Below are 23,455 nucleotides of genomic sequence, written 5' to 3' on the forward strand. Positions count from 1 at the left end.
TGGCGTGGATCTACTGGGTCCCGATCAGCCGTTGTCGCGCAGGAACCGCGCCATCGACGAGACGCCAGGCACGCGCGGCTCGAACTCGCCGGCCACGTCGATGAAGCCCCGCATCACCGCGATCTCGCGCGGGCTGCGGTTGAGGCTGTCGCGCACTTCCGGATCGGCACCGGCGCGCAGCAGGCGCTGCACCAGCAGCGGCAGACCATGCAGCGCGGCCAGGTGCAGCGGGCCGAAACCGCGCGGATCACGCACGTCCAGGCTCACGTCCTCATCCAGCAGGCGTTCCACCGCCGCCATCACCACCTGCTCGTCGCAGGCGGTACCCGGCTCGGCACGCGCACCCAGCAGCAGCAGCAGCGGCGTGACCGAACCGGCAGCGGCCTGGTCCGGTTCGGCACCGGCCAGCAGCAGGGTGTCGAGCAGGGCCAGCAGGCGCGAGCGGTCGCGGGCACTGAAACCGTACAGCGCGGCACAGTGCAGCGGGCCCAGCTGCTGCGCGTCACCGGCATGCACGTCGGCACCGGCGGTGAGCAGGCGCGCGACGATGTCCGGCAGGCCCAGCGCCGAGGCCAGCATCAGCACGGTCACGCCGCCCGGCAGGCGGTGTTCCAGCTTGGCACCGGCGTCGAGCAGGGCCGAAACGATGTCCACCTGGCGCATGCTGACCGCCGCCGACAGCGGCGTCGCGCCACTGGCAGCGGCGTGCTGCGGATCGGCGCCGCGTGCCAGCAGCAGGTCGGTTACTGCCAGATGGCCACCACCGGCCGCACGCAGCAGCGCGGTGCAGCCCTGTGCGTCGACTGCGTCGACGGCAAATCCCAGATCGATCAGGCGGCGCACCGCATCGACGTCACCGGCCATCGCAGCGGCCGGCAGATCGGCCTCGCGCAGGGTGCGGCGCGGCAACGGCCACACCCGCCAGTCGAGCCAGTCGGCCAGGTCACGGCGACCGATCGACAGCGCCACGCCCAGCGGCGTCTGCCCATCGGCGGCACGTGCTTCCGGCGAGGCACCGTGCTGCACCAGCAGCTTCAGCGCGCCTTCGCGGGCCAATGCGGTGGCCAGATGCAATGCGGTCATGCCATGGCTGTCACGCGCTTCACGATCGACACCGGCCTTGAGCAGGGCCTGCTGCAGGCGCAGCCAGCCCAGGCGCACTGCCAGCGACAACGGCGGGTCACCCGCCGGCGAGGCCGCGAACGGATCGGCACCACGTTCCAGCAGTTCCAGCGCCAGCTGCTCCAGGCCACGGGCCGCCTGATCGTGCTGTGCGCAGGCGGCAAGGAAGCGCGCCAGGCCACCGCGTCCGGCCGGCGACAGGCCGCGCTGCAGCATGACCTGCAGCGCCGGCACCGCATCGATGCCGCGCGACAGCAGCGCGAACATCGGCGTGTCGGAGCAGGCGTCACGCACGTAGGGATCGGCGCCGTGGCCCAGCAGCCAATCGACCGCACGCGGCTCCAGTGCCAGTTCCGGATCGAGCAGCAGGCCACCCAGTTCTTCCGGCTGGCACAGCTTGGCCAGCGCGGCCATGCCATCGGTGTTGCCGAAGCCCAGCGCTTCGCGCAGCAGGGTCAGCGGCGGACGGTCCGGCAGCAGGCCACTGGCGCTGGCGGCTTCGCCGCGCTCGGCCAGGCCATCACTGACGGCGGCCGGCAACGGATAGGACGGGTCCAGCAGGGCCACAATCGCCCAGCGACCGGCTTCGGCGGCGTAGTCCACCGCACGGCGGCCAACCGGATCGGTGGCATCGGCGGCGATGCCCAGCTCGACCAGGCGCTTGATCAGCAATGGCGAGACATCCTCGGCCATCGCCGCCAGCTGCACCGCATTGCGGCCTTCGCCGTCCACCGCAACCAGATCCGGCTTATGCGGCAGCAGATGCTCGACCACGGCAGCGCGACCGGCACGGGCCGCTTCCAGCCACGGCGTACGGCCCAGCGCATCGCGCGCTTCCAGATTGGCACCGGCACCCAGCAGCACGCCGATGATCTCGACGTGGCCAGCCAGTGCGGCCTCATGCAGCGCGCTGCGGCGCTGGCGATCACGCGCGTCAGCCCGCGCCTTGTGCTTGAGCAGCAGCTGCACGCCGGCCGGATCGTCGTCTTCGGTGGCGGCCGCGGCCAGCAACACCGGGGTGCCTTCGGCCGGTTCGCTGCGCGCACCGCGTTCGAGCAGGAAGCGGGCCAGGCGCCAGTTGCCGACCTGGCAGGCCACGGCCAGCGGCGACCAGCCCTCGTTGTTCAGCGCGTCGACTTCGGCGGCGGCATCGCGCAGCAGCGCGGCCACGCCCGGGTCGGAACTGCGCGCCGCATGGTGCAGCGGGGTGTTGCCATCGCTGTCGATGGCACGCGAATCGGCACCGTTGGCGAGCAGGGTCATCACCGCTTCGGGGCGGCCGTGCCAGCTGTCGCGGGTGGCGGCCAGCAGCGGGGTCATGCCCCGGTGCGGCGCATTCACATCGACGCCGCGGGCGATCAGTTCGCGCAGCAGGCGCAGGTCCGGCAGCACCGCCGCCAGCACCGCCAGGCTGCGCTGGTCGCGCCAGTTCGGGTCCGGCAGCGCATACGGATCGGCACCGGCCTGCAGCAACTGCAGGCCCCGGTCGATGCGGCCATGGCGGGCGGCTTCATACAGGGCCGGGGTCAGCTCCTGCGGCGCCATCGCCTCCAGCGGCGCGGTTTCGGCCGCAGCTGCGAACATCGGTTCGTGCTCGTTGCCGGCGCTGGCCAACGGGCTCGCGCGCAGCGACACCAAGGGTGCCGGCGCCACCCGCTGCAGCAGCAGGTGCAGCACGGGAGACAGCAGCACCACCGCCAGCGCGGCGGGCCAGCGCGCGCCTTCCGGCAACAGGCCCGGCCAGGCCGGCAGCACCACCAGCGCGGCCAGCGCGATCACCAGCGCGGCGACACCGAGACCGCGCCAGGCGGTCAGGTCGCGTCCGGCCAGCGCCTGCCAATGCTGGGCGAGATTGCCGTCCAGGCGTTCGACATCGTTCCACAGCGGCCAGGTGCGCCAGGCCGCCAGCAGGCCGGCACTGACCAGCACGCTCAGGCCCAGCACCGCGGCTAGGCTGCCGCTGTCACGCAGCGCCGCCAGCGGCCAGGCCAGCAGCAGCGCCAGCAACAGCGGCGCCGCCGTCCACAACGCCAGCAGCGCCGGCAGGTCCTGGCGCGCGACGATCTTCAGCGGCAGCAGCGCTCGGCTGCGACGCCACCACGACACACCCAGCGCGAACGCCGGCTGCGCCAGTGCCGCAAGGATGGCGCCTGGAACGCCGCCCACAGCGGCGCCCAGCGCCAGCACGGCACCGACGGCGAAGGCGATCGACAGGGCGCGCGGACGGGACGTGTCAGTCATAGTGGCGCGGCATCAGGCTGGCCACCGATGGCGGCACCTGCAGGTAGAACCCGCGCTCGCTCATTTCGCTGCGGACCTTTTCCGGATCGGCCTGGGCCAGGCGGCGCTGGGCATCCAGGGCCACGTCCAGGACGAAGGTGAGCGCACCCAGCGAGGTGAGCAGCGGCGCAGGCAGCGCGCTGAAATCATCGCGACGGGGAACGTAGACGTAGGTGTCCGGCTTGAGTTGGCTTTTATAGACGTAGGCGTGCATGTCCGCGGGACGATAACCCGGGAAGAGCCATGATTGTGTCGGAAAGCCGACACCGGGGAAAGCCGTCAGCCGACGATGGCGGCGTGATCGGCGGCGTTTCCCCGGCGGGATTCAGCAATGTGGCGACGGCGTTCAGCCAACGCCGCCGCCACACGGGCGCTTACTTGACCTTGGCGTAGGTGCCCTTCAGCGCGACACCGGCGAGGATCGCACCGGCATAGCATTCGTAGTTGGTGCTGCTCTTGAACTCGTTCTTCTTGTAGTAGCTGACGATGTCGACCACGGCGTTGGCGCCGCGCGACTTGGCACCGTCCTGCAGCGCGCGCAGCGCCGACAGCGCAACCCAGCGGCAAGCCTCGGCGTCGCTCTTGTTGGCGGCGTTGGTCTTCTTGTTGGTCACGTCTTCGCCCAGGCGCTGCTGCACGCTGACCGGCTGGCCGGCCAGGTAGAAGCGGACGCTGCCGTCGATGCCGGCGTCCTTGGCAGCCTGCGAACTGACCAGTTCCTGCAGGGACTGCTCCACGCGGGTATCGCGGGCAGAAGCGGTGGAGGCCAGGGCCAGCAGTGCGGTGGCCGTGGCGATCATCAGGGTGCGGCGCATCGGAACATCTCCTTGTCGAGGGTGCGGGTAGGTTGCGGGAACAGCGGCGGTGGGGCGGTGGATCACTCGCGCCAGCGGCGGAACACCAGCGAGGTGTTGATGCCACCGAAGGCGAAGTTGTTGCTCATCACGTACTCAGCCTGCAATTCGCGACCTTGGCCGGTGATGAAGTCGAGCTGGCCGCAGCGTGGATCGACCTCGGCCAGGTTCAGGGTGGGCGCGAACCAGCCGGCGCGCATCATCTCGATGCTCATCCAGGCCTCGAACGCACCACAGGCGCCCAGCATGTGGCCGACGTAGCTCTTCAGCGAGCTGATCGGCATGCGGCTGCCGAACACCTGCGCGGTGGCCTGGGTCTCGGCGATGTCACCGTGGTCGGTGGCGGTGCCGTGGGCGTTGACGTAGTCGATCTGCGCCGCGTCCAGCCCGGCATCCTCCAGCGCCAGGCGCATGGCCTGGGCCATGGTGTCGGCACTGGGCTGGGTGACGTGCTGGCCATCGCTGTTGGTGCCGTAGCCGACCACCTCGGCAAGGATGGTGGCGCCACGTGCCCGCGCGTGCTCCAGGTCTTCCAGGATCAGCGTACAGGCACCCTCGCCCAGCACCAGGCCATCGCGGCCGGCATCGAACGGGCGCGGCGTGGTCTGCGGCGCATCATTGCGCACGCTGGTGGCGAACAGGGTGTCGAACACTGCCGCGGCAGTGGCATCGAGCTGCTCGGCACCGCCAGCCACCATCACCGTCTGCTTGCCGCTGCGGATCGCTTCGTAGGCCGCGCCCACGCCCTGGCTGCCCGAGGTGCAGGCACTGGAGGTGGTGTAGACGCGCCCGGACAAACCAAAGAACACACCGATGTTGACCGGCGCGGTGTGGCTCATCATCTTCAGGTAGGTGGTGGCACTGATGCCGTCGGTGGTGAACTCGTTGAGCATGCGGCCGAATTCACCGGTGGCCTCGTGGCTGCCCGAGGACGAACCGTAGGCCACGCCGGTACGGCCACTGCGCAGCACCGGGTGCTCGTGCAGGCCAGCCTCGTGCAGTGCCACCTCGGTGGCGCGCACCGACATGATCGCGACCTTGCCCATCGAGCGGGTGGTCTTGCGGTTGTAGTTCGGCGGCAGCTCGAAGTCCTGCGCCGGCGCGGCCAGCTTGGTGTTCAGGCCGGCATAGACATCCCATTCGGGCATCGTGCGCACGGCATTGCGGCAGCTGCGCAGGTGCGCTTCGATGGTCGGCCAGTCGTGGCCGAGCGGACTGATGGCGGCCGCACCGGTGACCACCACGCGACGATCGGCGGCCATCAGAGCATGCCTCCGTTCACCGAGATCACCTGGCGGGTGATGTAGCCGGCCGGCTCGGACAGCAGGAACGCCACCGTGGCCGCCACTTCGTCGGGACGACCGACGCGGCCGGCGGGAATCAGCTTGAGCGCGTGTTCGATCACTTCATCATTGAGCATTTCGGTCTCGATCAGGCCCGGGGCCACGCAGTTGACGGTGATCTGGCGGCTGGCCAGTTCCAGTGCCAGCGCCTTGGTGGCACCGATGATGCCGGCCTTGGCGGCACTGTAGTTGACCTGGCCGCGGTTGCCGGCCAGCCCGGACACCGACGACAGGGTGACGATGCGGCCCGGCTTGCGCCGCCGCACCATCGGCATGATCAGCGGATGCAGCACGTTGTAGAAGCCATCCAGGTTGGTGTGGATGACCTGGTCCCAATCCTCCGCCGACAGCGCCGGGAAGGCGCCATCACGGGCGATGCCGGCATTGCAGACCACGCCGTAGTACGCGCCGTGCGCTTCGACATCGGCCTCCAGCGCGGCGCGTGCGGCCTCGCGGTCGGCTACGTCGAACGCCAGCACGCGGGCCTGCTGGCCCATGGCCTGGATCTCGGCCACCACGGCCTGTGCCTCTTCCAGGCGGCTGCGGCAATGCACCACCACGTCGAAGCCATCGCGCGCGATGCGCAGCGCGATGGCCCGGCCGATGCCCCGGCTGGCGCCGGTCACCAGCACGCTTCGATTCCCTGTCATGCCTGTCCACTCTCCAGATAGGCCATCGCGTCGGCCGGTTCGAACACCGACACGTTGGCTGTCGCCCATTCGTCCTCGCCCGCCAGGATGCGGCAGGCGAACATCCCCAATCCATTGTCACCCAACAGCTCGCAGCGCGCCTGTACGCGCAGCCGCGAACCGCTGGGGAAGCTGCTGCGCGCGCTGCTGTAGCGGCGGCTGCCGAGCAGGAAGCCCAGCTGCGGCGGCTTGCCGGCCGCACGCGCGCGGCAGCCGGCCCAGGCCGCGATGGCCTGCGCCATGTATTCGATGCCGACCCACGCCGGCACTTCGCCGTTCTCCACGAACAGGCCGGATTCGGGCACCACCAGTTCAGCCTCGAGGGTGTCCTGGTCCCACTGCGTGATGCGCTCCAGCAGGCACATGTCCTGGCGGTGCGGCACCACGTCCTCGATCGCGTACAGCGTGTTCATCGACGCTCCAGTGCCAGCACGGCATTGCTGCCGCCGAAGGCGAACGAATTGCTCAGCACCCGCCGCGGCGCCTGCGCCAGGCAGGAGCCCGGCGCGACCAGCGGCAGCACCGGCAGTGCGGGGTCGGGCACGCCGTCCCACCAGTGCGGCGGCAGCTGCTGCTGTGGGTTCTCGGCCAGCAGGATCCAGCACAGCGCCGCCTCGATCGCGCCCGAGGCACCCAGCGTATGGCCGGTCAGCGGCTTGGTCGAACTGGCCGGCACGCCATTGCCCAGCACCTGCGAGACCGCCAGGCTTTCCATCGCATCGTTGTGCCCGGTGGCGGTGCCATGCAGGTTCACGTAATCCACTTCGTCGGCGCCCCAGCCGGCGCGCAGCAGCGCCTGCTGCAGGGCGTCGATGGCCCCCATCCCCTGCGGATCGGGGGCGGACATGTGATGGGCATCGGCCGATTCGCCCCACCCGGCCAGGCACACCGGACCCGGCTCGCGGGTAAGCAGGAACAGCGCGGCGCCCTCGCCGATGTTGATGCCGGAGCGGTGCTGCGAGAACGGATTGCAGCGCAGTGCCGACACCGATTCCAACGCGCTGAAGCCGGCCACGGTGAAGCGGCACAGCGAATCGGCACCGCCGGCAATCACCGCATCGACGATGCCGGCGCGCAGCATCCGGGCGGCCGACATCAGCGCCTTGGCGCTGGACGAGCAGGCGGTGGACAGGGTCCATGCCGGCCCCTGTGCACCACTGCGCTGGCGCACGAACTGCGCGGCGGTGCCCATTTCCTGCTGGGCGTAATCGAAGCCCTGCGGCCACTGGCCCTGTTCGGCGTGGGTGCGCAGGGCCTGCTCGGATTCACCAATGCCCGAGGTGCTGGTGCCCAGCACCACCGCCACACGCTCGGCACCATGGCGGGCGATCGCGGCGGCCACCGCTGGTGCGATCTGCGCCAGTGCCACGTCCAGCAGGGCGTTGTTGCGCCCGCGCAGGGCCACCGGCAGGTCCTCCAGCGCCGGCAGTGGCGTGCGCACCTCTCCCAGCGCCAGGGTGCGCCCCGGCAGCAGGCTGTCGTTGTCGCTGAGCCCGCCCGGCACATCGGCGAACATCGCCGACGCGACCGCGGCGCGGCCATCGCCGAGCGCGCAGACCACGCCCAGGTCGTTCAGGTAGATCGGTGCACTCATCGGTCCTGCCCGGCCATGTCGATCGATTCGATGCGCAGCGCATAGCCTTCGGCGCGGTTGTCCAACTGCACGCTGCCATCGTCCAGGCGCTGCAGCTGCAGCCACACCGTGCCGTCGCGCGACAGGCTGCGCTGCCGGCCGTCATCGCTGACCTGCCAACCTGCCGGCAACGCGGCGGCAATGGCCGCGGTCGGCCACAGCGCGAACTGCAGGTCATCCAGCACACGCTCGGCACGTACCTGCGGCGGCAGCCACGGCGCGCGCTGCTGGGTCAGCTGCTGGCCGTCCCACTGCAGGCGCACGCCGGTCTGGCCCATCGCCTGCACCGCCAGCTGCACCTGCTGCGCATCGGCTTCCAGCAGAGCATCCAGGTCGCGCTCATGCGTACCGAACCGGAAATGCAGCTGCTGCTGCAATGCCAGCGGCGCCGGCAGGCTGGCCGGCGACAGGCGCAGCGGCGGCAGTTCCACCAATGGCTTGGGCATGCGGCCGGCACAGGCGGCCAGCAGCAGGCACAGCAGCACGGCCGCGGTACGGGCGATCAGGCGCTGCACAGCTGCTCCAGCACGCGCATGCGGCGGCCGCTTTCGTCGGCCACATACGGGTTGTTGGTGTCCCAGGCGTAGCCGGCCAGGATGGAACTGATCATGTCGCGTACTTCGGGCTGCTGCTGCGGGTGGTAGATGATCTTCTGGAAGCCGCCCTCGTACCAGCTTTCAACGAAGCGGCGGAAGGTCTTCACGCCGGCACGCAGCGGGATCGAGAATTCAGCTTCCCAGTCGACGGTTTCGCCGGCATAGCGGCGCGCCAGGCATTCGCTGGCCAGCTGCGCGGACTTGAAGGCGATGGTGACGCCGGAGGAGAACACCGGGTCAAGGAACTCGCCGGCATTGCCCAGCAGGGCGTAGCCCGGGCCCCACAACGAGCTGACATTGGCCGAGTAACCGGTGATGCGACGCACCGGCAGCACCGCCCATTCGGCGTTGGCCAGCAGCCGGGTCAGGTTGGGGTCCTCGCCAACGATGGCCTGCAGCTTCTGCAGGTCGTCGCCCTCGTAGCGCTCGAAGAACGACGGCTCGGCGACCACGCCCAGCGAGCAGCAGCCGTTGGAGAACGGGATCGTCCAGTACCAGACGTCGATGTGCTCGGGATGGGTGGTGATCAGGATCTTGTTGCGGTCGAAGTCCGCTTCGGCCGGAATGTTGTCGCGCACGTGGCAGAAGATCGCCCCGCGCACCGGGAAGTTGGACGGCGATTCCAGCTGCAGCAGGCGCGGCAGCAGGCGCGCGAAACCGGATGCATCGAGGATGAAATCAGCCTCGATGCGGTACTCGCTGCCGTCCGGGCGGCGCACGGTCACCGCCGGCTGCTCGCCCGGCTCGACCGCAAGCACTTCATCGCCGAAGCGCAGCGTGGTGCCCATGCGTTCGGCGCCGCGCGCCAGCACGTTGTCGAAGTCGGCGCGCTGCACCTGGTAGGTGGTGCCCCAACCTGGCGAGAACTTCTTCCTGAAGTCGAACGCGGTGCGCGCCTCGCCATGCACGAAGGCGGCGCCGTTCTTGTGCTGGAAGCCCGCTTCGACCACGTCCTGCAGCAGGCCTGCCGCTTCGATGTACTCCATGCTCTGCGGCAGCAGGCTTTCACCGATCGAGAAGCGCGGGAACTGCTGGCGCTCCAGCATCAGCACCTGGCGGCCCTGCTGGCGCAGCATCGCCGCGGCCACCGAGCCGGCCGGGCCCGCGCCGATGATCAGGATTTCAGTACGTTCGACAGCATCCACAGCAGTATTCATCGGTGCGTCCTTGTTGCTCGATCAGGTGGAAAGAAGGAAGTCGGAAGACAGGTTCAAGCTGGCGGCAGGTCATGTGGCGGCGGCCGGAACAGCGGCGAGATCAACCAGACCAGGCCGATGCCGAACAGCAGGGTCAGGCCGAACGCGCGCAGCGCCGGGGTCTGCGACAGGCCCAGCAGGCCGAACGACAGCCAGGTGCTGGCCGCGCCCACGCACACTGCCAGCCAGGCGCTGGCATCGCCACGGTGCTCGATCAGGAAGATGCCGTAGTCGATGCCCATGCCCAGCAGCAGCATCAGTGCCAGCACGTTGAACAGCTGCAGCGGCTGGCCGAACAGACCCAGCAGGCCCAGGGTCAAGGCACCGGCAATCAGGGTCGGTGCGAACACGCGCCAGGCCTGGCGGCGGTAGCGCAGCCACAGCGCGCCGAACACCAGCGCGATGCCGACCAGCAGCAGCCCACCCATCAGCTTGCGGTAGTGGCCCAGCAGCGTGGAGAAGTCGGCAGTACGGTCCACCCAGCGCACGCCCGGCAGGCCTTCGGCCGCACCCTGCAGGGTGGCCAGCGCATCGGCGCGCGACAGGTCATCGACCATCACCACGCTGATCATCTGTCCACCGACCTCACCCACCCACAGGTGACGGAACGGCTGCGAGGCCGGCGAGGCCAGGAAGGCTTCGGCGCTGAGTGGTGCGGCCGCGAACTGCGGTCGCTGCAGCGGCTCGCCGACGGCCTCGGACACGGCCGACAGCACGCCGGGTTCCACCCTCGCGGTCAGCGCGGCATCGGCCTGCTGCCGCGACGGCGACGGCAGCCAATCGCTGATCGCGCGATAGCCACCAATGCGCTTGTCGTTGGCCAATACACGCAGGCGTTCGGTCAGCGCTTCTTCGCGCTGCAGCAGTTGCGCGGCATCGGCACCCTGCACCAGGTAGAACTGCGCCGGGCTGGGCATGCCCAGCAGCTGGCTCAGGCGGATCTGCTGCGCCATCAATGCCGGCGGCGACGACTGCAGGCTGCGTAGGTCGTCGTTGCTCTGCAGGCGCGCGATGCCGATGGCAGACAGTGCCAGCGTGATCACCACGAACATCGTCACCGCGCGGCGGCCATGCAGGCGCGGGAAACGCTCCAGCGTGTTGCCCAGCCACTGCGAGAAGCGGGTCTGGCGGATCTCGCCACCATCCAGCCACGGGAACCAGAAGATCACCGTGAGGAAGGCGGCAGCCAGGCCGACCACCGAGAACAGCGCCATCTGGCGCAGGCCCGGGAACGGGGCCAGGCCCAGGGCCAGGTAGGCCAGTGCGCTGGTCAGCAACGCCAGCCACAGGCCCGGCAACAGGTGCCGCAGCAGCTTCCAGCGACGATCGGCCGGCTCGGCCTGGCGCGAAGCGAACCAGTGGATGCCGTAATCCTCGGCCACGCCCACCAGCGATGCACCGAACACCAGGGTCAGCACGTGCACCTTGCCGAACACCAGCACGGTCACTGCCAGCGCCACGCCACAGCCGATCAGCAGTGAGGCGGCGACCAGCAGGATCGGCCGCAGCGAGCGGAATGCCAGCCACACCAGCAGCAGCACCGCCGCCAGCGACCCCCAACCGATGGTGTTGATCTCCTGGTTGGCCTGCACCGCGGCCGCTTCGGCGTGCAGTGGCACGCCGGCATGCAGGATCTCCAGATCCGGAGCGGCCGCTTTTGCTGCCTGCCCGGCACGTTCCAGCAGGCCATCGAGATGGCGTTCGCCGTCGAGCTGGAACGCCGAACCCGGCGTGTCGAACTGCAGCGCGGCCCAATGCTTGTCCTCGGCTTCGAGCAGGCCGTCATCGCCCAGCCGCAGTCCCGAACCCTGCGCCTGCTGCTGCCACCATTGCGGCCACAGCGACAACGGGTCCTGCCGCCAGTCGGTCAGGCGCGGCGCGCCCATCGGGCCGTACAGCGCAGCCAACGCTTGTTCTGCCAGCGCGCCCGGCTCGCTGCCCTGCAGCTGCTCGCGCTGGGCCGGGGTCAGCAGGCGGTCACGGTACGGCGCGTAGAACGCGCGCGCCTCATCGAACCAGCCTTCGATCGAGCCGCTGGGTACCAGCAGGGCGTGATCGGCGTCCTTGGCCATGGCCGCGGCAAAAGCCGCCTGCGCACGCTTGGCGGCGGCGCTGTCCTTGCTGCCGAGCAGCACCACGACCTGCCGCGAGCTGCCGTCGGCGATGCGCCGGGTGACGTCGCTCAACAGGCGGTCGTGTGCGTCCTGCGGCAGCAGGGCGAGGATGTCGGTGTCGATCCGCGATTGCTGGCTCCACAGGTGCCACTGCTGCGCGCCCAGTACCACCAGCACCAGCAGCCAGGCGATGCCCAGCCAGTGCCACCAGCGCCGCAACCGGTCCGGTGCGTTCGATGCCGCGGCCTCACTCAAAGCGGCGGGCCTCGTCGGCATTGAGCGTGGCCGGCGTCTCGCTCAACGCGCTGAACTGGATCTGCGTGCGGTCTTTGTTGGCCTCCACGATCTCGACCTGGCGCACGTAGCGGTCGCCCTGCAGGGTCAGCGATTCGAAAGCCTTGGCCAGCATCGCCGACTTCGGCGTCAGGCGCAGCCGCCAGCCTTGTCCTTCACGGCTGGCCGCCACGTTGAACTGGCTGGACAGCGCCTGCACGTCGCCACTCATCAGCGCGAACATGATCGCGTTCACCGAACGCATCGCCGGTTGCTGCCGTGCATCGAGTTCGACGCGGGTGCTGCCATCGCGCTGGCGGCTGAGGATGCGGTCGGCGGTGACCACCACCTCGGAGGGGAACGGCTTGAGCGTGGTCCAGATCACACCGTGCTGGCGCGCGACCACGAACCGGCCCTGCGAGCGCAGCGGATTCTTGAAGCCGCTGACCTGCTTTTCCTGGCTGAACTGGCCGCGCAGCACGTCCGGCCGCGCCACCGCCTGGGTGATCGCATCGATGGCGGGGTCGGCCGCCTGCACCAGCGGTGCGGCCAGCAGCAGCGCGCACAGCAGCGCACGGGCGAAACGGTTCGCTCGGTTCATGGCGCAGGCACTCCCAGGCGTTCCCACAGTACCGGCGGGCACTGGTACAGCATTTCCTTGCTGGTCGCGTCCACCGCAACCTGGATGGTCATCGCACGGGTCAGCACCTGGCCGCTCTGCGCATCGAGAATTTCGTACTCGATCTTCAGCCGGTTCTCCCATTCCACGATGCGCGCGATCACGCGCAGGGCCTGGTTGAACAGCAACGGACGCACGTACTTCACCCGCGCATCGACCACCGGCCACAGGTAGCCCGATTCGAGCATCTGCGGGTAGTCGTAGTCGTAGCGCCCGAGCAGCGCGCAGCGCGCGATCTCGAAGTACTTGAAGTAGTTGCCATGCCAGACCACGTTCATCGGATCGCAGTCATGGAAGGCGGGGGTCAGCGAAATCTCGCCGACCAGTTCGATTGCCTCATTCACCGGCATACAGCTCCCAACGTTGCGCGCGGATCTCCACCAGCAGTTCCCGCAGTTCGCGATCCAGCGCGCGGTCTTCTTCAACCAGGGCGATGCGCTGCCCCAGGTCGGCGTACATGTCGGCCAGACTGCCATGCAGCTGCGCGTTCATGCCAACCCGTTCGCGCAGCGCCAGGCCCTGGCGGGCAGCGACCAGCATCGCGGCCACCACCTGTTCAGTCAGCTCGATCACGCGCAGGCAATCGCGCGCGGCAATGGTGCCCATGCTGACCTTGTCCTGGTTGTGGCATTCGGTGGAGCGCGAGAACACGCTGGCCGGCATGGTCTGCTTCAGCGTTTCGGCGGTCCACGCCGAAACGCTGATCTGCAGCGCCTTCAGGCCATGGTTGATGGCCGCGCGCGGGCCGGTGGCCGCCGACAGGTTGGCCGGCAGGCCGTGGTTGTAGCGGGCATCAACCACCAGCGCCAGCTGCCGGTCGAGCAGATCGGCAAGGTTGGCCACGGTGTTCTTCAGGGTGTCCATCGCCAGCGCGATGTGGCCGCCATAGAAGTGGCCGCCGTGCAGGATGCGCTCGCCATCGGCGTCGATCAGCGGGTTGTCGTTGGCGCTGTTCAGCTCGGTTTCGATCAGCTGGCGCAGGAACGGCAGGCTGTCTTCCAGCACGCCGATCACATGCGGCGCGCAGCGCAGCGAGTAGCGGTCCTGCAGGCGCTGTTCATTGCGCGGCGGACGCTCGCTGTGCAGGTCGCTGCGCAGGCGCGCGGCGATGCGGCCCTGGCCCGGGTGTGGCTTGGCGGCGAACAGGGTTTCGTCGAAGTGATGCGCGTTGCCGTCGCTGGCCAGCACGTTGAACGCAGTCAGCCGCGTGGCCATGCGCGCCAGGTAATCGGCGCGCTGCCAGGCCAGGCAGGCCAGGCCGGTCATCACGGCGGTACCGTTCATGATCGCCAGGCCTTCCTTCGGCCGCAGCTTCAACGGGGTCATGCCGATCTTCGCCAACACATCCGCCGCCGGCTGCACGCGGCCGTCGTGCAGCACCTCGCGCTCGCCGCACAGCACCGCGGCCACGTACGACAGCGGGGTCAGGTCACCGCTGGCACCCACCGAGCCCTCGGCCGGAATCATCGGCAGCACGTCGTGCTGCAGCAGTGTGGCCAGGCCTTCCAGCAGCGGCACACTGACACCGGACATGCCACGCACCAGCGACGCCAGGCGCGCAGCCAGCACCGCGCGGGTCTCGACCGGGTCCAGGTAACGGCCCAGGCCACAGCCGTGGTAGGTGTACAGGTGGTGCGGCAGCTCAGCCACCAGCGCCGGCGGGATGTTCACCGTGCACGAGTCGCCGTAGCCGGTGGTCACGCCGTAGATCACGCCGTCCTCGCGCAGCAGGCGGTCGAGGAAGTCGGCACCGCGCTGGATATGCGCGCGGAACGCCGGCGCGTCGCTCAGTGCGGCCTCGCACTGGCGCTGGGCCAGAGCAACCACGTCTTCAATGGTCAACGGTGCATCGCCAAAGCGGCACACGGGTACGGCGTCAGTCGTCATGCGGAGCCTGATCCCAGAAGGGGAAGAAGTTGAACCAGTCCAACGGGGACTGGATGACCTGGAGTTCCAGCCAGCGCGCGAAGCGCTGTGCCTGTTCGGCCAGTGCGGCATCGCGCGAGCCACGCGGCAGCACGATGCGTTCGGCGAACTGTTCAAACGCCACGCGATAACCCTCGCCCTGGTGCAGGCAGGCCATCGTGTAGACCGGGCAGCCCAGCGCGGCGGCGAGCACGTAGGCACCGATCGGGAACGGCGCGCGGTGGCCAAGGAAATCGGCGGTGACGCTGCGGCCGCCCTGCACCGGCGTGCGGTCGCCGACGATGGCGACGAAGCCACCGGCCGCCACGCGCTCTGCCAGCATCACTGCCGTGGCCGGGCCCATTTCGGTTACCTGCACCAGCTCCACCGCCGCCAGCGGGTCCAGCCGCTGCAGCAGGCGGTTGAAGCGCTGCGCATGCGCGGTGTGCACCAGCACGGTGATGCGGAACCCCGGCACCTGTTCGGCCAGTACCTGGCACAGCTCCAGGCAGCCGATGTGCGCGGTGAGGATCAGCCCGCCTTCGCGGCGCGCGATCTTCTCCAGCACCAGGTCGCGATGCAGGTGGATGCGTTCGGCCGGATAGCGCCCGCCCAGGCCGAGGATCTTGTCCAGCATCGTATCGGCGAAGGCGAAGAAGTGGCGCAGGCTGTCACCCCGGGTCGGCGTGCGGCCGAGCACGCCGCTGTATGCCTGCAGCCGCTGCAGGTACTGCATCGAGGCCTGGCGGCCGACGCGGTTGCCCAGCCAATGGCAGGCCACCACCGGCCACACGCACAGGCGGAACGGCCAGCGCCCGAACCAGCGGTGCACCCAGCACAGGAACAGCACGCCGGCCACCGAGGTGGATTCGCCGATGTCGGCCCAGTGCGGGGCACCCTGTGCGGCCGCCATCTCAGCGCTGCCCCCGCAGGCGGCGCCACAGCAGGCGCGGTGCGCGCCAGAGCATGCCGAAGAACAAGCGGGTGTGCATGCGGCTGATGCGCACGTTGTCGCGCCACACATCGAAGTGCGAGACGCCATCGGATGGATAGGTCACGCGCGTGGCCAGGTGCTCGACCGGCAGGTGCCGCCAGTACAGGCGCACCATCACTTCGGTATCGAAATCCATGCGCCGGCCGATGGTTTCTTCACCGATCAGGCGCAGCACCGGCGGCAGCGGATACACGCGGAAGCCGCACATGGTGTCGCGCAGATGCAGCGACAGCGTGTTGATCCAGACCCAGATGTGGGTCGCGTAGCGGCCATACAGGCGCGCCTTGGGAACGCTGGCGTCGTAGGCCGGAATGCCACAGATCACCGCCTCGGGATGGGCGCGCGCCGCTTCGATGAAGCGTGGCAGATCGCGGGTATCGTGCTGGCCGTCGGCATCGATCTGCAGCACGTGGCTGTAGCCTCGCGCGCCGGCTTCGGCGAAACCGGCCAGCATCGCCCCGCCCTTGCCCTGGTTGACGTCCAGGCGCAGCAGGTCGACGCCCTGGCGCTGTGCCAGCGAACGCAATGCTGCCGCGCACGCCTCATGCGAGCCATCGTCGATCAGCAGGCATGGCAGGCCGGCGGCCTGCACGCCGTCGACCACCGCCGCGATGGCGTGCTCGTGGTCGTAGACGGGAATCACCACCAGTGGCGCGAACGCGGCACCGGCAACGGCCGGATCAGTCCGCATCGGCGAAGACCACTTTGCCGCTGGCATGCACACCGTGGCTGGAGGTGTAACGGAAGGCCATCACGTTGCGTGCGGCATCCCAGTCCAGCTGCAGGGTCAGCTCATCGCCCGGGCGGGCCACGTGCTGGAACTTCACCGCATCCATGCGCAGGAACACTGCCGGCATGGCGAACACCTGGCGGCCAAACCGCACCGCCCAGTCCAGCTGCGCCACGCCGGGCAGGATCGCCGCCTGCGGGAAGTGGCCCTGGAACGGCCGCAGCGCCGGGTCCAGGGTCATCCGCAGCGTGGCGCTGGCCGCATCGCGGTGATCCCAGACCGGCACCGGCATCAGCGGCTGGAACAGCGCTGCCAGTGCCGCCTGGGTGACTTTGCCCTGTGCGTTGATCGGCAGCGCCGGCACCAGCCGCCAGCGGCGCGGCCGGGTGACCGCGTCATGAGCCTGTGCCAGGCGTGTGCCAAGGCGCTGGCCCAGCGCGCGGCGCGCGGCCTCACCGCCCTCCAGCAGCGTCGGGTCGGCCGGTACCACCACCGCGGCCAGCTGCTCGCGCTGCCCGGGCAGCACCAGCACGCGCACGTCATCCACTTCGGCGTCTTCGCGCAACGCACGTTCCAGTGCATCCAGCGAAACGCGGCGCTCTTCAATCTTGACGATGCGGTCGGCGCGGCCCAGCAGGCGGAAGCGGCCATCGGCCAACGCTTCAACGCGGTCCTGGGTACGCCACCAATCCGGGGTTTCCAGATGTGCGGAGGCCACCGCCAGGCAGCCCTCCTCGATGCGCCACTGCACGCCGGGCAGCGGCTGCCACGGCGGCAGGTCGGTGTCCCAGCGGCGCCAGGCGATGCCGCCGGTCTCGCTGCTGCCATAGACCTCGGTCGGTGCCACGCCGAGCCACTGCCGCACCTGGCGTGCGGCTTCTTCCGGCAGCGGGCCGCCAGAGGAGAATACCGCGCGCAGGCGGCCATGCAGGCTGGCCCAGTCGAGCTGCTCGGGCAGGCGCTTGAGGTGGGCCGGGGTCGCGACCAGCACCGTATCGGTACCGGCCAGCGCACCCACCAGATCTTCGTGGAAGAACCGGCGTGGATGGATCAGGCGGCCGGCAGCCAGCGGCCACAGCACGCGGAACAGCAGGCCATAGATGTGCTGGTGCGACACCGTGCCATGCACCTGCACGCCTTCCAGCTGCGTGCCGAACGCAGCCTGCAGTGCGTCCACCTCGCGCGTCAGCTGGTCCATGCGCTTGTTGATCGCACTGGGCTGTCCGGTGCTGCCGGAGGTGAACACGCACAGCTCGCAGGCGCGCTCGTCCAGCGCCTGAAGACCCTCGTCCGGTGCGGCGTCCAGCGCCGCCAGCGGACGATAATCGGCGGACACGTCGCCTGCGAAACCACTCACCTGCGGCTGCAGCGCCTGCAGCGTGGCCGGCAGGTTGTCGGCAGCCAGGAACACCCGCTTGCCGGCATGCCAGGCACCGAACAACGCAGCGGCAAAGGCCACCGCATCATCGAAATACAGGGCCCAGTCACGGCCTGCGGCCGCCGCAAACGCGGCGCGCCAGGCCAGTACGCGCTGGCGGAAGCGGGCGTGGTCGATCACCTCGCCATCGCAGACGCCAACACTTCGATGCGGCCGCGCCTCCAGCAGCAACCGGTCCAGGGCAATCCACTCAGCCATGCGCGTGCGCCGCCTTCACCCGCCGCCGCACCAGCCACTCACCTGCGAACAACACGCCCATCATCACGTACGCCAACAATCCGTTGTAGAGCATCCAGACCCGGTCCGACGCGTACAGCGCGGTCAGCAGGGCCAGGCTGCCGTTGAGAACGAAGAAGCCGCACCACACCTGGGTGACGCGGCGGGTATAGGCCACCGCGAACGGGGGCAGGTCCGGTTCCTGCAGCCGTGCCAGGCGTTCCACCAGCGGCGGGCCGAAACGCAGGCTGGTGCCGAATACCGCCAGCATCACTGCGTTGACCAGCGCCGGGTACAGCTTCAGCGGCAGGGCCTGGTTGAGCACAGTGGCCAGCACCGCCAGCAGGCCGGTGCCGGCGGCCGCAGCCCACCACAGCGGCTGGCGCGTACTCAGCGCGCGCAGCAGGGCCAGGGTGAACAGCAGCAGCGACAGCCAGCGTGGCTCGAAGCGGCCCATCGCCAGGTACACCAGCACCGGGTAGGCCAGCGAGATCGCAGCCACCACGACCGTGCGTGCGCGTGCCATGGTGGAGCCGCCGACGCTGCGGTCAGGCGGCTGCCTGGTCCGGCAGCAGCCTGTGCACCACATCGACGATGTCCTGCACGGTACGCACAGCCTTGAACGCTTCCGGCTGCAGGTTGCGGCCGAGCAACGGCTTCAGCTGAACGATCAGGTCGACCGCGTCGATGCTGTCGATGTCCAGGTCGTCGTACAGGCGGGCCTCGGGGGTGATCCGGGCGGTTTCGATCTCGAAGCTGTCGGTCAGGATGCTGACGATGCGTTCGAACAGTTCATTCTTGGTCATGGCAGGTCCTGGCACCGTTACGACTGGCGGGCGGCGACGAACTCGCCGAGCGCGCGCACGCTGGAGAAATGGCGACGGGTTTCTTCCGAATCGGCCGAGAGGCTCACACCGTACTTCTTCTGCAGCGCCAGGCCCAGCTCCAGCGCGTCGATCGAATCCAGGCCGAGGCCCTCGACGAACAGTGGGGCGGTCGGATCGATGTCCTCCGGCGTGATGTCCTCCAGCGAAAGGGAGGAAATGATCAATTCCTTGATCTCGTGCTCAAGTGCTTGCACGGTTCGGATCTCCAGACAGGTCGAAATAACGAGAAAGGTGCTCGGTGACGCGACGGGCTGCCAAGGCATCCCCCCTTGGCGAGTCGTCTTCGGCCAGAAATGGCGCGATCGGGATATCTTCGCCGATCTGCAGCCGAACGTGAAAGCGACGTGAGGGGACACGATACCACTTCTGCCCCTTGGTCAGCGTTGGCGGGCTGCAGGTGATCCGCACCGGGGTGATGTCCAGCCGGCCGCGGACGGCGATGTTGGCGGCCCCACGCTGCAGCCGCGGCGGCTGCCCGGGCACGCTGCGGGTGCCCTCCGGGAAGATCACCAGGGTGCCGCCGGCATGCACCGCGGCCACGCAGTCATCGACCAGGCCGGCGCCATCGTCATTGGAGATGTAGCCGGCGGCCCGTACCGGGCCGCGCATGAACGGGTTGCAGGCCACGGCCCGCTTGACCACGCAGTCGGCGTTGGGCAGCAGCGAGATCAGGCAGACCACGTCGATCAGGGTCGGGTGATTGGCCAGTACCAGCAGGCCGTCGCGCTGCAGGCGTTCGCCGCCCTCGATCTCGTAGGTCATCACCCCCAGCCCGCGCATCAGCCGCAGATGGCTGGCGAAGGCGGCCTGGACCACGCGGCGGGCCCGGCGGCGGCGGACCACCGGGTCGCGCATCAGCAGCAGCACCGGCATCACCAGCACGCCCAGCAGCAGGCCGCCCAGGCCAAATGCGACAAAGCTCAGGCCGGTGCCGAACACCCGCCAGGCATGATCGAGGCGGCGCAGCGCCTCAGCCACGGCGCCCCCAGCGCCAGCGCTGGCCCTGGGCCACGTGCTCCAGCGCCGGCGCGCCGGACAGCAGGAAACGGTGCAGGTCCAGCGCGTGCGGCAGCAGGCCGGGCGCAGTGCTGGCCTGGGCGTCGGCCGGCTGCCACTGCAGCGACAGCGTCGGCCGGCCCTCTGCCGGGGCGGTCAGGCGCCAGCACCAGGCAAAGAACGGGTCGGGTTCGTCGGCGAACGTCGCGTAAATTTCCGGAAGTGGCGACTCATAGACCACCACCCGCACCTCGCGGGCACCGTCGGCCAGCAGGCCGACGGCCTCCAGGCAAGCCGTCTCCACCGTGGCCTGGCCCGCCGCCAGCGCCAGGTAGTTGCCGCGGTGGCCGCGGGCGATGGAATACAGCGCGGCAATCGCGTTGTGCACGGACAGGCCGAATCCGGTCGGCGACAACGGCTGGTCGCCGACCAGCGCGCCCAGCAGGTCCATCGAACGGGCCACGTCGCCGTGGCGGCTGGCGAACACCAGCGGCACGTCACTGTCGGCGCCCTGCCCGTCCTCGCACCAGCACGCGGCCTGGATCGCCATCCGGCCCAGCCGCTCGATGCGGCGGCGCTGCATCGCCGGCACCTCGGCCAGCGCCGGCGTGTCCGCGCCGTGCGGCAGGTACGGCGCATCGGCCCAGCCCAGCCACTGGCTACGCTCACTCAGGCCGGGCGCCCAGGCAGCCCAGTCGACGATGGAGAATTCGATCATTTAGCGATGGTGCTTCAACGGGAGAACGATAGGCACGAGCCATTACGGCGACGCGCGGCGGCCCCCCGTTCCTGCAGCCGTGCGTCCGTCCAGGACGTCGCCGGCTGCCCCCCTGGCCGCCGGAAAGGAGCGCACGCTAGCACGTCCCGCGCAGGGTGTGCAGGTTTCACATTCCCCAACACGGGGCCCGGCACCGGCAGGCCCCGTCTTCAATCGATCAGTGGTAACCGGTGTCGGCGTGCACCTTGCCACGGAATACCCGGTAGGACCACGCCGTATAGCCGAGGATGACCGGCAGCAATATGACCAGCCCGACCAGCGTGAAGCCCAGTGACGACGCCGGCGCGGCGGCCTGCCACAAGGTCATCGACGGTGGCAGCAGATAGGGCCACATGCCCAGCACCAGGCCGAGGAAGCCGAGCACGAACAGGGCCAGGCTGAGCAGGAATGGCGGCAGGTCGCGGCGCGGGTGGGTGGCACTGCGCCACAGCGCGGCGGCTACCGCCAGGGTCAGCAGCGGCACCGGCGACAGCCACCAGAAGTTGCCGTCGCTGAACCAGCGCGCCATCAGGCGCGAATCGAGGAACGGCAGCCAACTGCTGACCAGGCCCATCGCCGCGATCACCGCCACGACCAGTGGCCGGGTCATCTGCCGCGCCAGCGCCTGCACGCGACCTTCGGTCTTCAGGATCAGCCAGGTGCTGCCCAGCAGCGCATAGCCGGCCACCAGCGCGGCACCGGTCAGCATCGCGAACGGGCTGAACCAGGCAAACGGCCCGCCCTGATAGACACCGTCCACCAGCGGGATGCCCTGCACCAGGGTGCCGAGGATCACGCCCTGGGCAAACGTGGCCAGCAGCGAACCGAGGCCGAACGCCACGCTCCACAGCCGGCGCGAACGATGCGCCTTGAAACGGAATTCGAACGCCACGCCGCGGAACACCAGCGCCACCACCAGCAGCAGCACCGGCAGGTACAGCGCCGACAACAGCACCGCATACGCCTTGGGGAAGGCCGCCAGCAGGCCGGCGCCGCCCAGCACCAGCCAAGTCTCGTTGCCGTCCCAGATCGGCGCGGCAGTGTTCATCATCAGGTCCAGTTGTTCCTCGTCCTCGGCGAACGGGGCAAGGATGCCGATGCCGAGCACGAAGCCGTCCAGCACCACGTACATCAGCACGCCGAAGCCGATCACCGCGAACCACGCCACCGGCAGCCAGGTCATCAGGTCCATGTCAGCGCTCCTCCAGCGGTTCGTCGGCGGCCGACAACGGACGTGCCGGGGTATGGCTGCCGTGGTCCAGCGATGGCCCCTCGGCATACGGCTGCGGCCCATGGCGCAGGATCTTCACCAGGTACCAGATGCCCCAACCAAATACGAATGCGTAGCCGACCACGTAGACACCCAGCGACAGCGCGGTCATCCACGCGCTCTGTGGGCCGACCGCATCAGCGGTGCGCAGAACGCCATAGACCACCCACGGCTGGCGCCCCATTTCGGTGACGAACCAGCCCGACAGCAGCGCGATGAAGCCGCTCGGCAGCATCCAGTTCCAGCCGCGCAGCAGCCACGGCGAATCCAGCAGCTTCCTGCGCCACAGCTGGAAAGCCGACACCCAGGCCAGCAGCAGCATCAGCGTGCCCAGCCCAACCATGATGCGGAAGGCGAAGAACACCGGCGTCACCGGCGGCCGTTCGCTGGCCGGCACCGAGGTGAGCGGATCGAAGGTGCCGTCCAGGCTGTGGGTGAGGATCACGCTGCCCAGCTTCGGAATCGCCACTTCGAAGTCGTTGCGCTCTTCCTTCTCGTTCGGCAGCGCGAACACCACCAGCGGCACGCCCTCGCCTTCCTGGGTTTCATGCCAGTGCGCTTCCATCGCCGCGATCTTCATCGGCTGATGCTTGAGCGTGTTCAGGCCATGCATGTCGCCGACGAAGATCTGTACCGGCACCGTCAGCGCCGCGAACGCCACCGCCGCGATCAGCATGCGCCGTCCGGCCTCGACATGTGTGCCCTTGCGCAGGTACCACGCGCCGACGCCACCGATCACGAAACAGGTGGTGATGAACGAGCCCAGCGCCATGTGGGCCAGGCGATAGGGGAACGAGGGGTTGAACACCACCTGCCACCAGTCCACCGGATGCACGATGCCGTTGACCATCTCGTAGCCGGCCGGTGTATGCAGCCAGCTGTTGGACGACAGGATCCAGAACGTGGAGAACAGCGTGCCCAGCGCCACCATGCAGGTGGACAGGAAATGCAGGCGCGGCGAGACCCGGCCCCAGCCGAACATCATCACGCCGAGGAAGCTGGCTTCCAGGAAGAACGCGGTCAGCACCTCATAGGTCAGCAACGGACCGATGACCGTACCGGCCACCTCGCTCAATCGTGGCCAGTTGGTGCCGAACTGGAAGGCCATGACGATGCCGCTGACTACGCCCATGCCGAACGACACGGCGAAGATCTTCTGCCAGAAGAAATACAGCTCGCGCCACACGGGCAACTTCGTGCGCAGCCACCGCCATTCGATGAAGGCCAGCCAGCTGGCCGTACCGATGGTGAAGGCGGGGAACAGCACGTGGAAACTGATGACGAATCCGAACTGGATCCGGGACAACAACAACGCGTCCAAGGGACGCCTCCTGCCTGTGACCGGTGGGATACCGGACCACTTTAGGAGGATTTCGTTAAGGTGGGATGCGACCGGGTGACGCGCTGCTTCACTTTGTCGCAGGGGTCAACCGTTCTGGTAGCTGCCAACCTTGGTTGGCACACACGCCCAGACGCCGACCAA

Annotated in this window: 23 protein-coding genes; all 23 read right to left on the reverse strand. The window is 69.0% G+C overall.

Annotated elements, in window-relative coordinates:
* Positions 1-24 precede the first annotated feature (24 nt).
* Complete coding sequence (locus ACZK2R_RS22815) at positions 25-3,363, reverse strand: ankyrin repeat domain-containing protein (RefSeq protein ID WP_125893369.1); 3,339 nt, start codon at positions 3,361-3,363, stop codon at positions 25-27.
* A complete protein-coding gene (locus tag ACZK2R_RS22820) occupies positions 3,356-3,616 on the reverse strand; it encodes a YcgL domain-containing protein (protein ID WP_180837874.1) in 261 nt (86 codons plus the stop codon). Before ACZK2R_RS22820 ends, ACZK2R_RS22815 begins: the two co-directional genes overlap by 8 nt.
* Positions 3,617-3,776: 160 nt before the next feature.
* On the reverse strand, positions 3,777-4,217 hold the full coding sequence (locus ACZK2R_RS22825) for a hypothetical protein (protein ID WP_010482305.1): 441 nt from the start codon (positions 4,215-4,217) through the stop codon (positions 3,777-3,779).
* Between the two features lie 62 nt (positions 4,218-4,279).
* Complete coding sequence (locus tag ACZK2R_RS22830; protein WP_180837873.1) at positions 4,280-5,518, reverse strand: beta-ketoacyl-ACP synthase; 1,239 nt, start codon at positions 5,516-5,518, stop codon at positions 4,280-4,282.
* Positions 5,518-6,249, reverse strand: coding sequence for a 3-ketoacyl-ACP reductase FabG2 (locus ACZK2R_RS22835; RefSeq protein WP_012512461.1), 732 nt, complete (start codon positions 6,247-6,249; stop codon positions 5,518-5,520). The genes ACZK2R_RS22830 and ACZK2R_RS22835 overlap by 1 nt, the downstream gene beginning before the upstream one ends.
* Positions 6,246-6,701 (reverse strand): hotdog family protein, encoded by a 456-nt coding sequence (locus ACZK2R_RS22840; RefSeq protein WP_032129169.1) that lies wholly within the window; start codon positions 6,699-6,701, stop codon positions 6,246-6,248. Before ACZK2R_RS22840 ends, ACZK2R_RS22835 begins: the two co-directional genes overlap by 4 nt.
* Positions 6,698-7,882 carry a beta-ketoacyl-[acyl-carrier-protein] synthase family protein gene (locus ACZK2R_RS22845; RefSeq protein WP_049424190.1) on the reverse strand — a complete coding sequence of 395 codons (1,185 nt, stop codon included), beginning with the start codon at positions 7,880-7,882 and terminating at the stop codon, positions 6,698-6,700. Before ACZK2R_RS22845 ends, ACZK2R_RS22840 begins: the two co-directional genes overlap by 4 nt.
* Positions 7,879-8,436 (reverse strand): DUF3261 domain-containing protein, encoded by a 558-nt coding sequence (locus ACZK2R_RS22850; protein WP_107433485.1) that lies wholly within the window; start codon positions 8,434-8,436, stop codon positions 7,879-7,881. Before ACZK2R_RS22850 ends, ACZK2R_RS22845 begins: the two co-directional genes overlap by 4 nt.
* Positions 8,424-9,674: an NAD(P)/FAD-dependent oxidoreductase gene (locus tag ACZK2R_RS22855; protein WP_032129172.1), complete on the reverse strand. Its 1,251-nt coding sequence runs from the start codon at positions 9,672-9,674 to the stop codon at positions 8,424-8,426. Before ACZK2R_RS22855 ends, ACZK2R_RS22850 begins: the two co-directional genes overlap by 13 nt.
* A gap of 53 nt (positions 9,675-9,727) precedes the next feature.
* On the reverse strand, positions 9,728-12,103 hold the full coding sequence (locus tag ACZK2R_RS22860; RefSeq protein ID WP_219630909.1) for an MMPL family transporter: 2,376 nt from the start codon (positions 12,101-12,103) through the stop codon (positions 9,728-9,730).
* Positions 12,075-12,701, reverse strand: a complete 627-nt coding sequence (locus ACZK2R_RS22865) for an outer membrane lipoprotein carrier protein LolA (RefSeq protein WP_180837871.1) — start codon at positions 12,699-12,701, stop codon at positions 12,075-12,077. The genes ACZK2R_RS22860 and ACZK2R_RS22865 overlap by 29 nt, the downstream gene beginning before the upstream one ends.
* Positions 12,698-13,129 (reverse strand): acyl-CoA thioesterase, encoded by a 432-nt coding sequence (locus tag ACZK2R_RS22870; protein ID WP_180837870.1) that lies wholly within the window; start codon positions 13,127-13,129, stop codon positions 12,698-12,700. Before ACZK2R_RS22870 ends, ACZK2R_RS22865 begins: the two co-directional genes overlap by 4 nt.
* Positions 13,116-14,666, reverse strand: a complete 1,551-nt coding sequence (locus ACZK2R_RS22875) for an HAL/PAL/TAL family ammonia-lyase (RefSeq protein ID WP_180837869.1) — start codon at positions 14,664-14,666, stop codon at positions 13,116-13,118. The genes ACZK2R_RS22870 and ACZK2R_RS22875 overlap by 14 nt, the downstream gene beginning before the upstream one ends.
* Positions 14,656-15,597: an LpxL/LpxP family acyltransferase gene (locus ACZK2R_RS22880; RefSeq protein WP_049424200.1), complete on the reverse strand. Its 942-nt coding sequence runs from the start codon at positions 15,595-15,597 to the stop codon at positions 14,656-14,658. The genes ACZK2R_RS22875 and ACZK2R_RS22880 overlap by 11 nt, the downstream gene beginning before the upstream one ends.
* Position 15,598: 1 nt before the next feature.
* A complete protein-coding gene (locus ACZK2R_RS22885; protein ID WP_071228592.1) occupies positions 15,599-16,369 on the reverse strand; it encodes a glycosyltransferase family 2 protein in 771 nt (256 codons plus the stop codon).
* The gene (locus ACZK2R_RS22890; RefSeq protein WP_125893355.1) at positions 16,359-18,044 is read right to left on the reverse strand and encodes an ApeI family dehydratase; all 1,686 of its coding nucleotides are present in this window, start codon (positions 18,042-18,044) and stop codon (positions 16,359-16,361) included. The genes ACZK2R_RS22885 and ACZK2R_RS22890 overlap by 11 nt, the downstream gene beginning before the upstream one ends.
* Positions 18,037-18,588: a COG4648 family protein gene (locus tag ACZK2R_RS22895; protein ID WP_012512473.1), complete on the reverse strand. Its 552-nt coding sequence runs from the start codon at positions 18,586-18,588 to the stop codon at positions 18,037-18,039. Before ACZK2R_RS22895 ends, ACZK2R_RS22890 begins: the two co-directional genes overlap by 8 nt.
* Positions 18,589-18,610: 22 nt before the next feature.
* Complete coding sequence (locus ACZK2R_RS22900; protein WP_006402206.1) at positions 18,611-18,868, reverse strand: acyl carrier protein; 258 nt, start codon at positions 18,866-18,868, stop codon at positions 18,611-18,613.
* A 17-nt stretch (positions 18,869-18,885) separates the two neighbouring features.
* Positions 18,886-19,143 carry a phosphopantetheine-binding protein gene (locus ACZK2R_RS22905; protein WP_005411610.1) on the reverse strand — a complete coding sequence of 86 codons (258 nt, stop codon included), beginning with the start codon at positions 19,141-19,143 and terminating at the stop codon, positions 18,886-18,888.
* Complete coding sequence (locus ACZK2R_RS22910) at positions 19,130-19,927, reverse strand: lysophospholipid acyltransferase family protein (protein ID WP_125893353.1); 798 nt, start codon at positions 19,925-19,927, stop codon at positions 19,130-19,132. The genes ACZK2R_RS22905 and ACZK2R_RS22910 overlap by 14 nt, the downstream gene beginning before the upstream one ends.
* Entirely contained in the window at positions 19,920-20,663 is a 744-nt protein-coding gene (locus ACZK2R_RS22915) for a beta-ketoacyl synthase chain length factor (protein ID WP_125893351.1), read from the reverse strand. Before ACZK2R_RS22915 ends, ACZK2R_RS22910 begins: the two co-directional genes overlap by 8 nt.
* 217 nt (positions 20,664-20,880) lie before the next feature.
* Positions 20,881-21,894, reverse strand: coding sequence for a cytochrome d ubiquinol oxidase subunit II (gene cydB, locus ACZK2R_RS22920; RefSeq protein ID WP_005414876.1), 1,014 nt, complete (start codon positions 21,892-21,894; stop codon positions 20,881-20,883).
* A gap of 1 nt (position 21,895) precedes the next feature.
* Positions 21,896-23,293: a cytochrome ubiquinol oxidase subunit I gene (locus ACZK2R_RS22925; protein WP_121504130.1), complete on the reverse strand. Its 1,398-nt coding sequence runs from the start codon at positions 23,291-23,293 to the stop codon at positions 21,896-21,898.
* Positions 23,294-23,455: the final 162 nt, after the last annotated feature.

This window comes from Stenotrophomonas sp. 96582_Sma, from assembly GCF_056480905.1.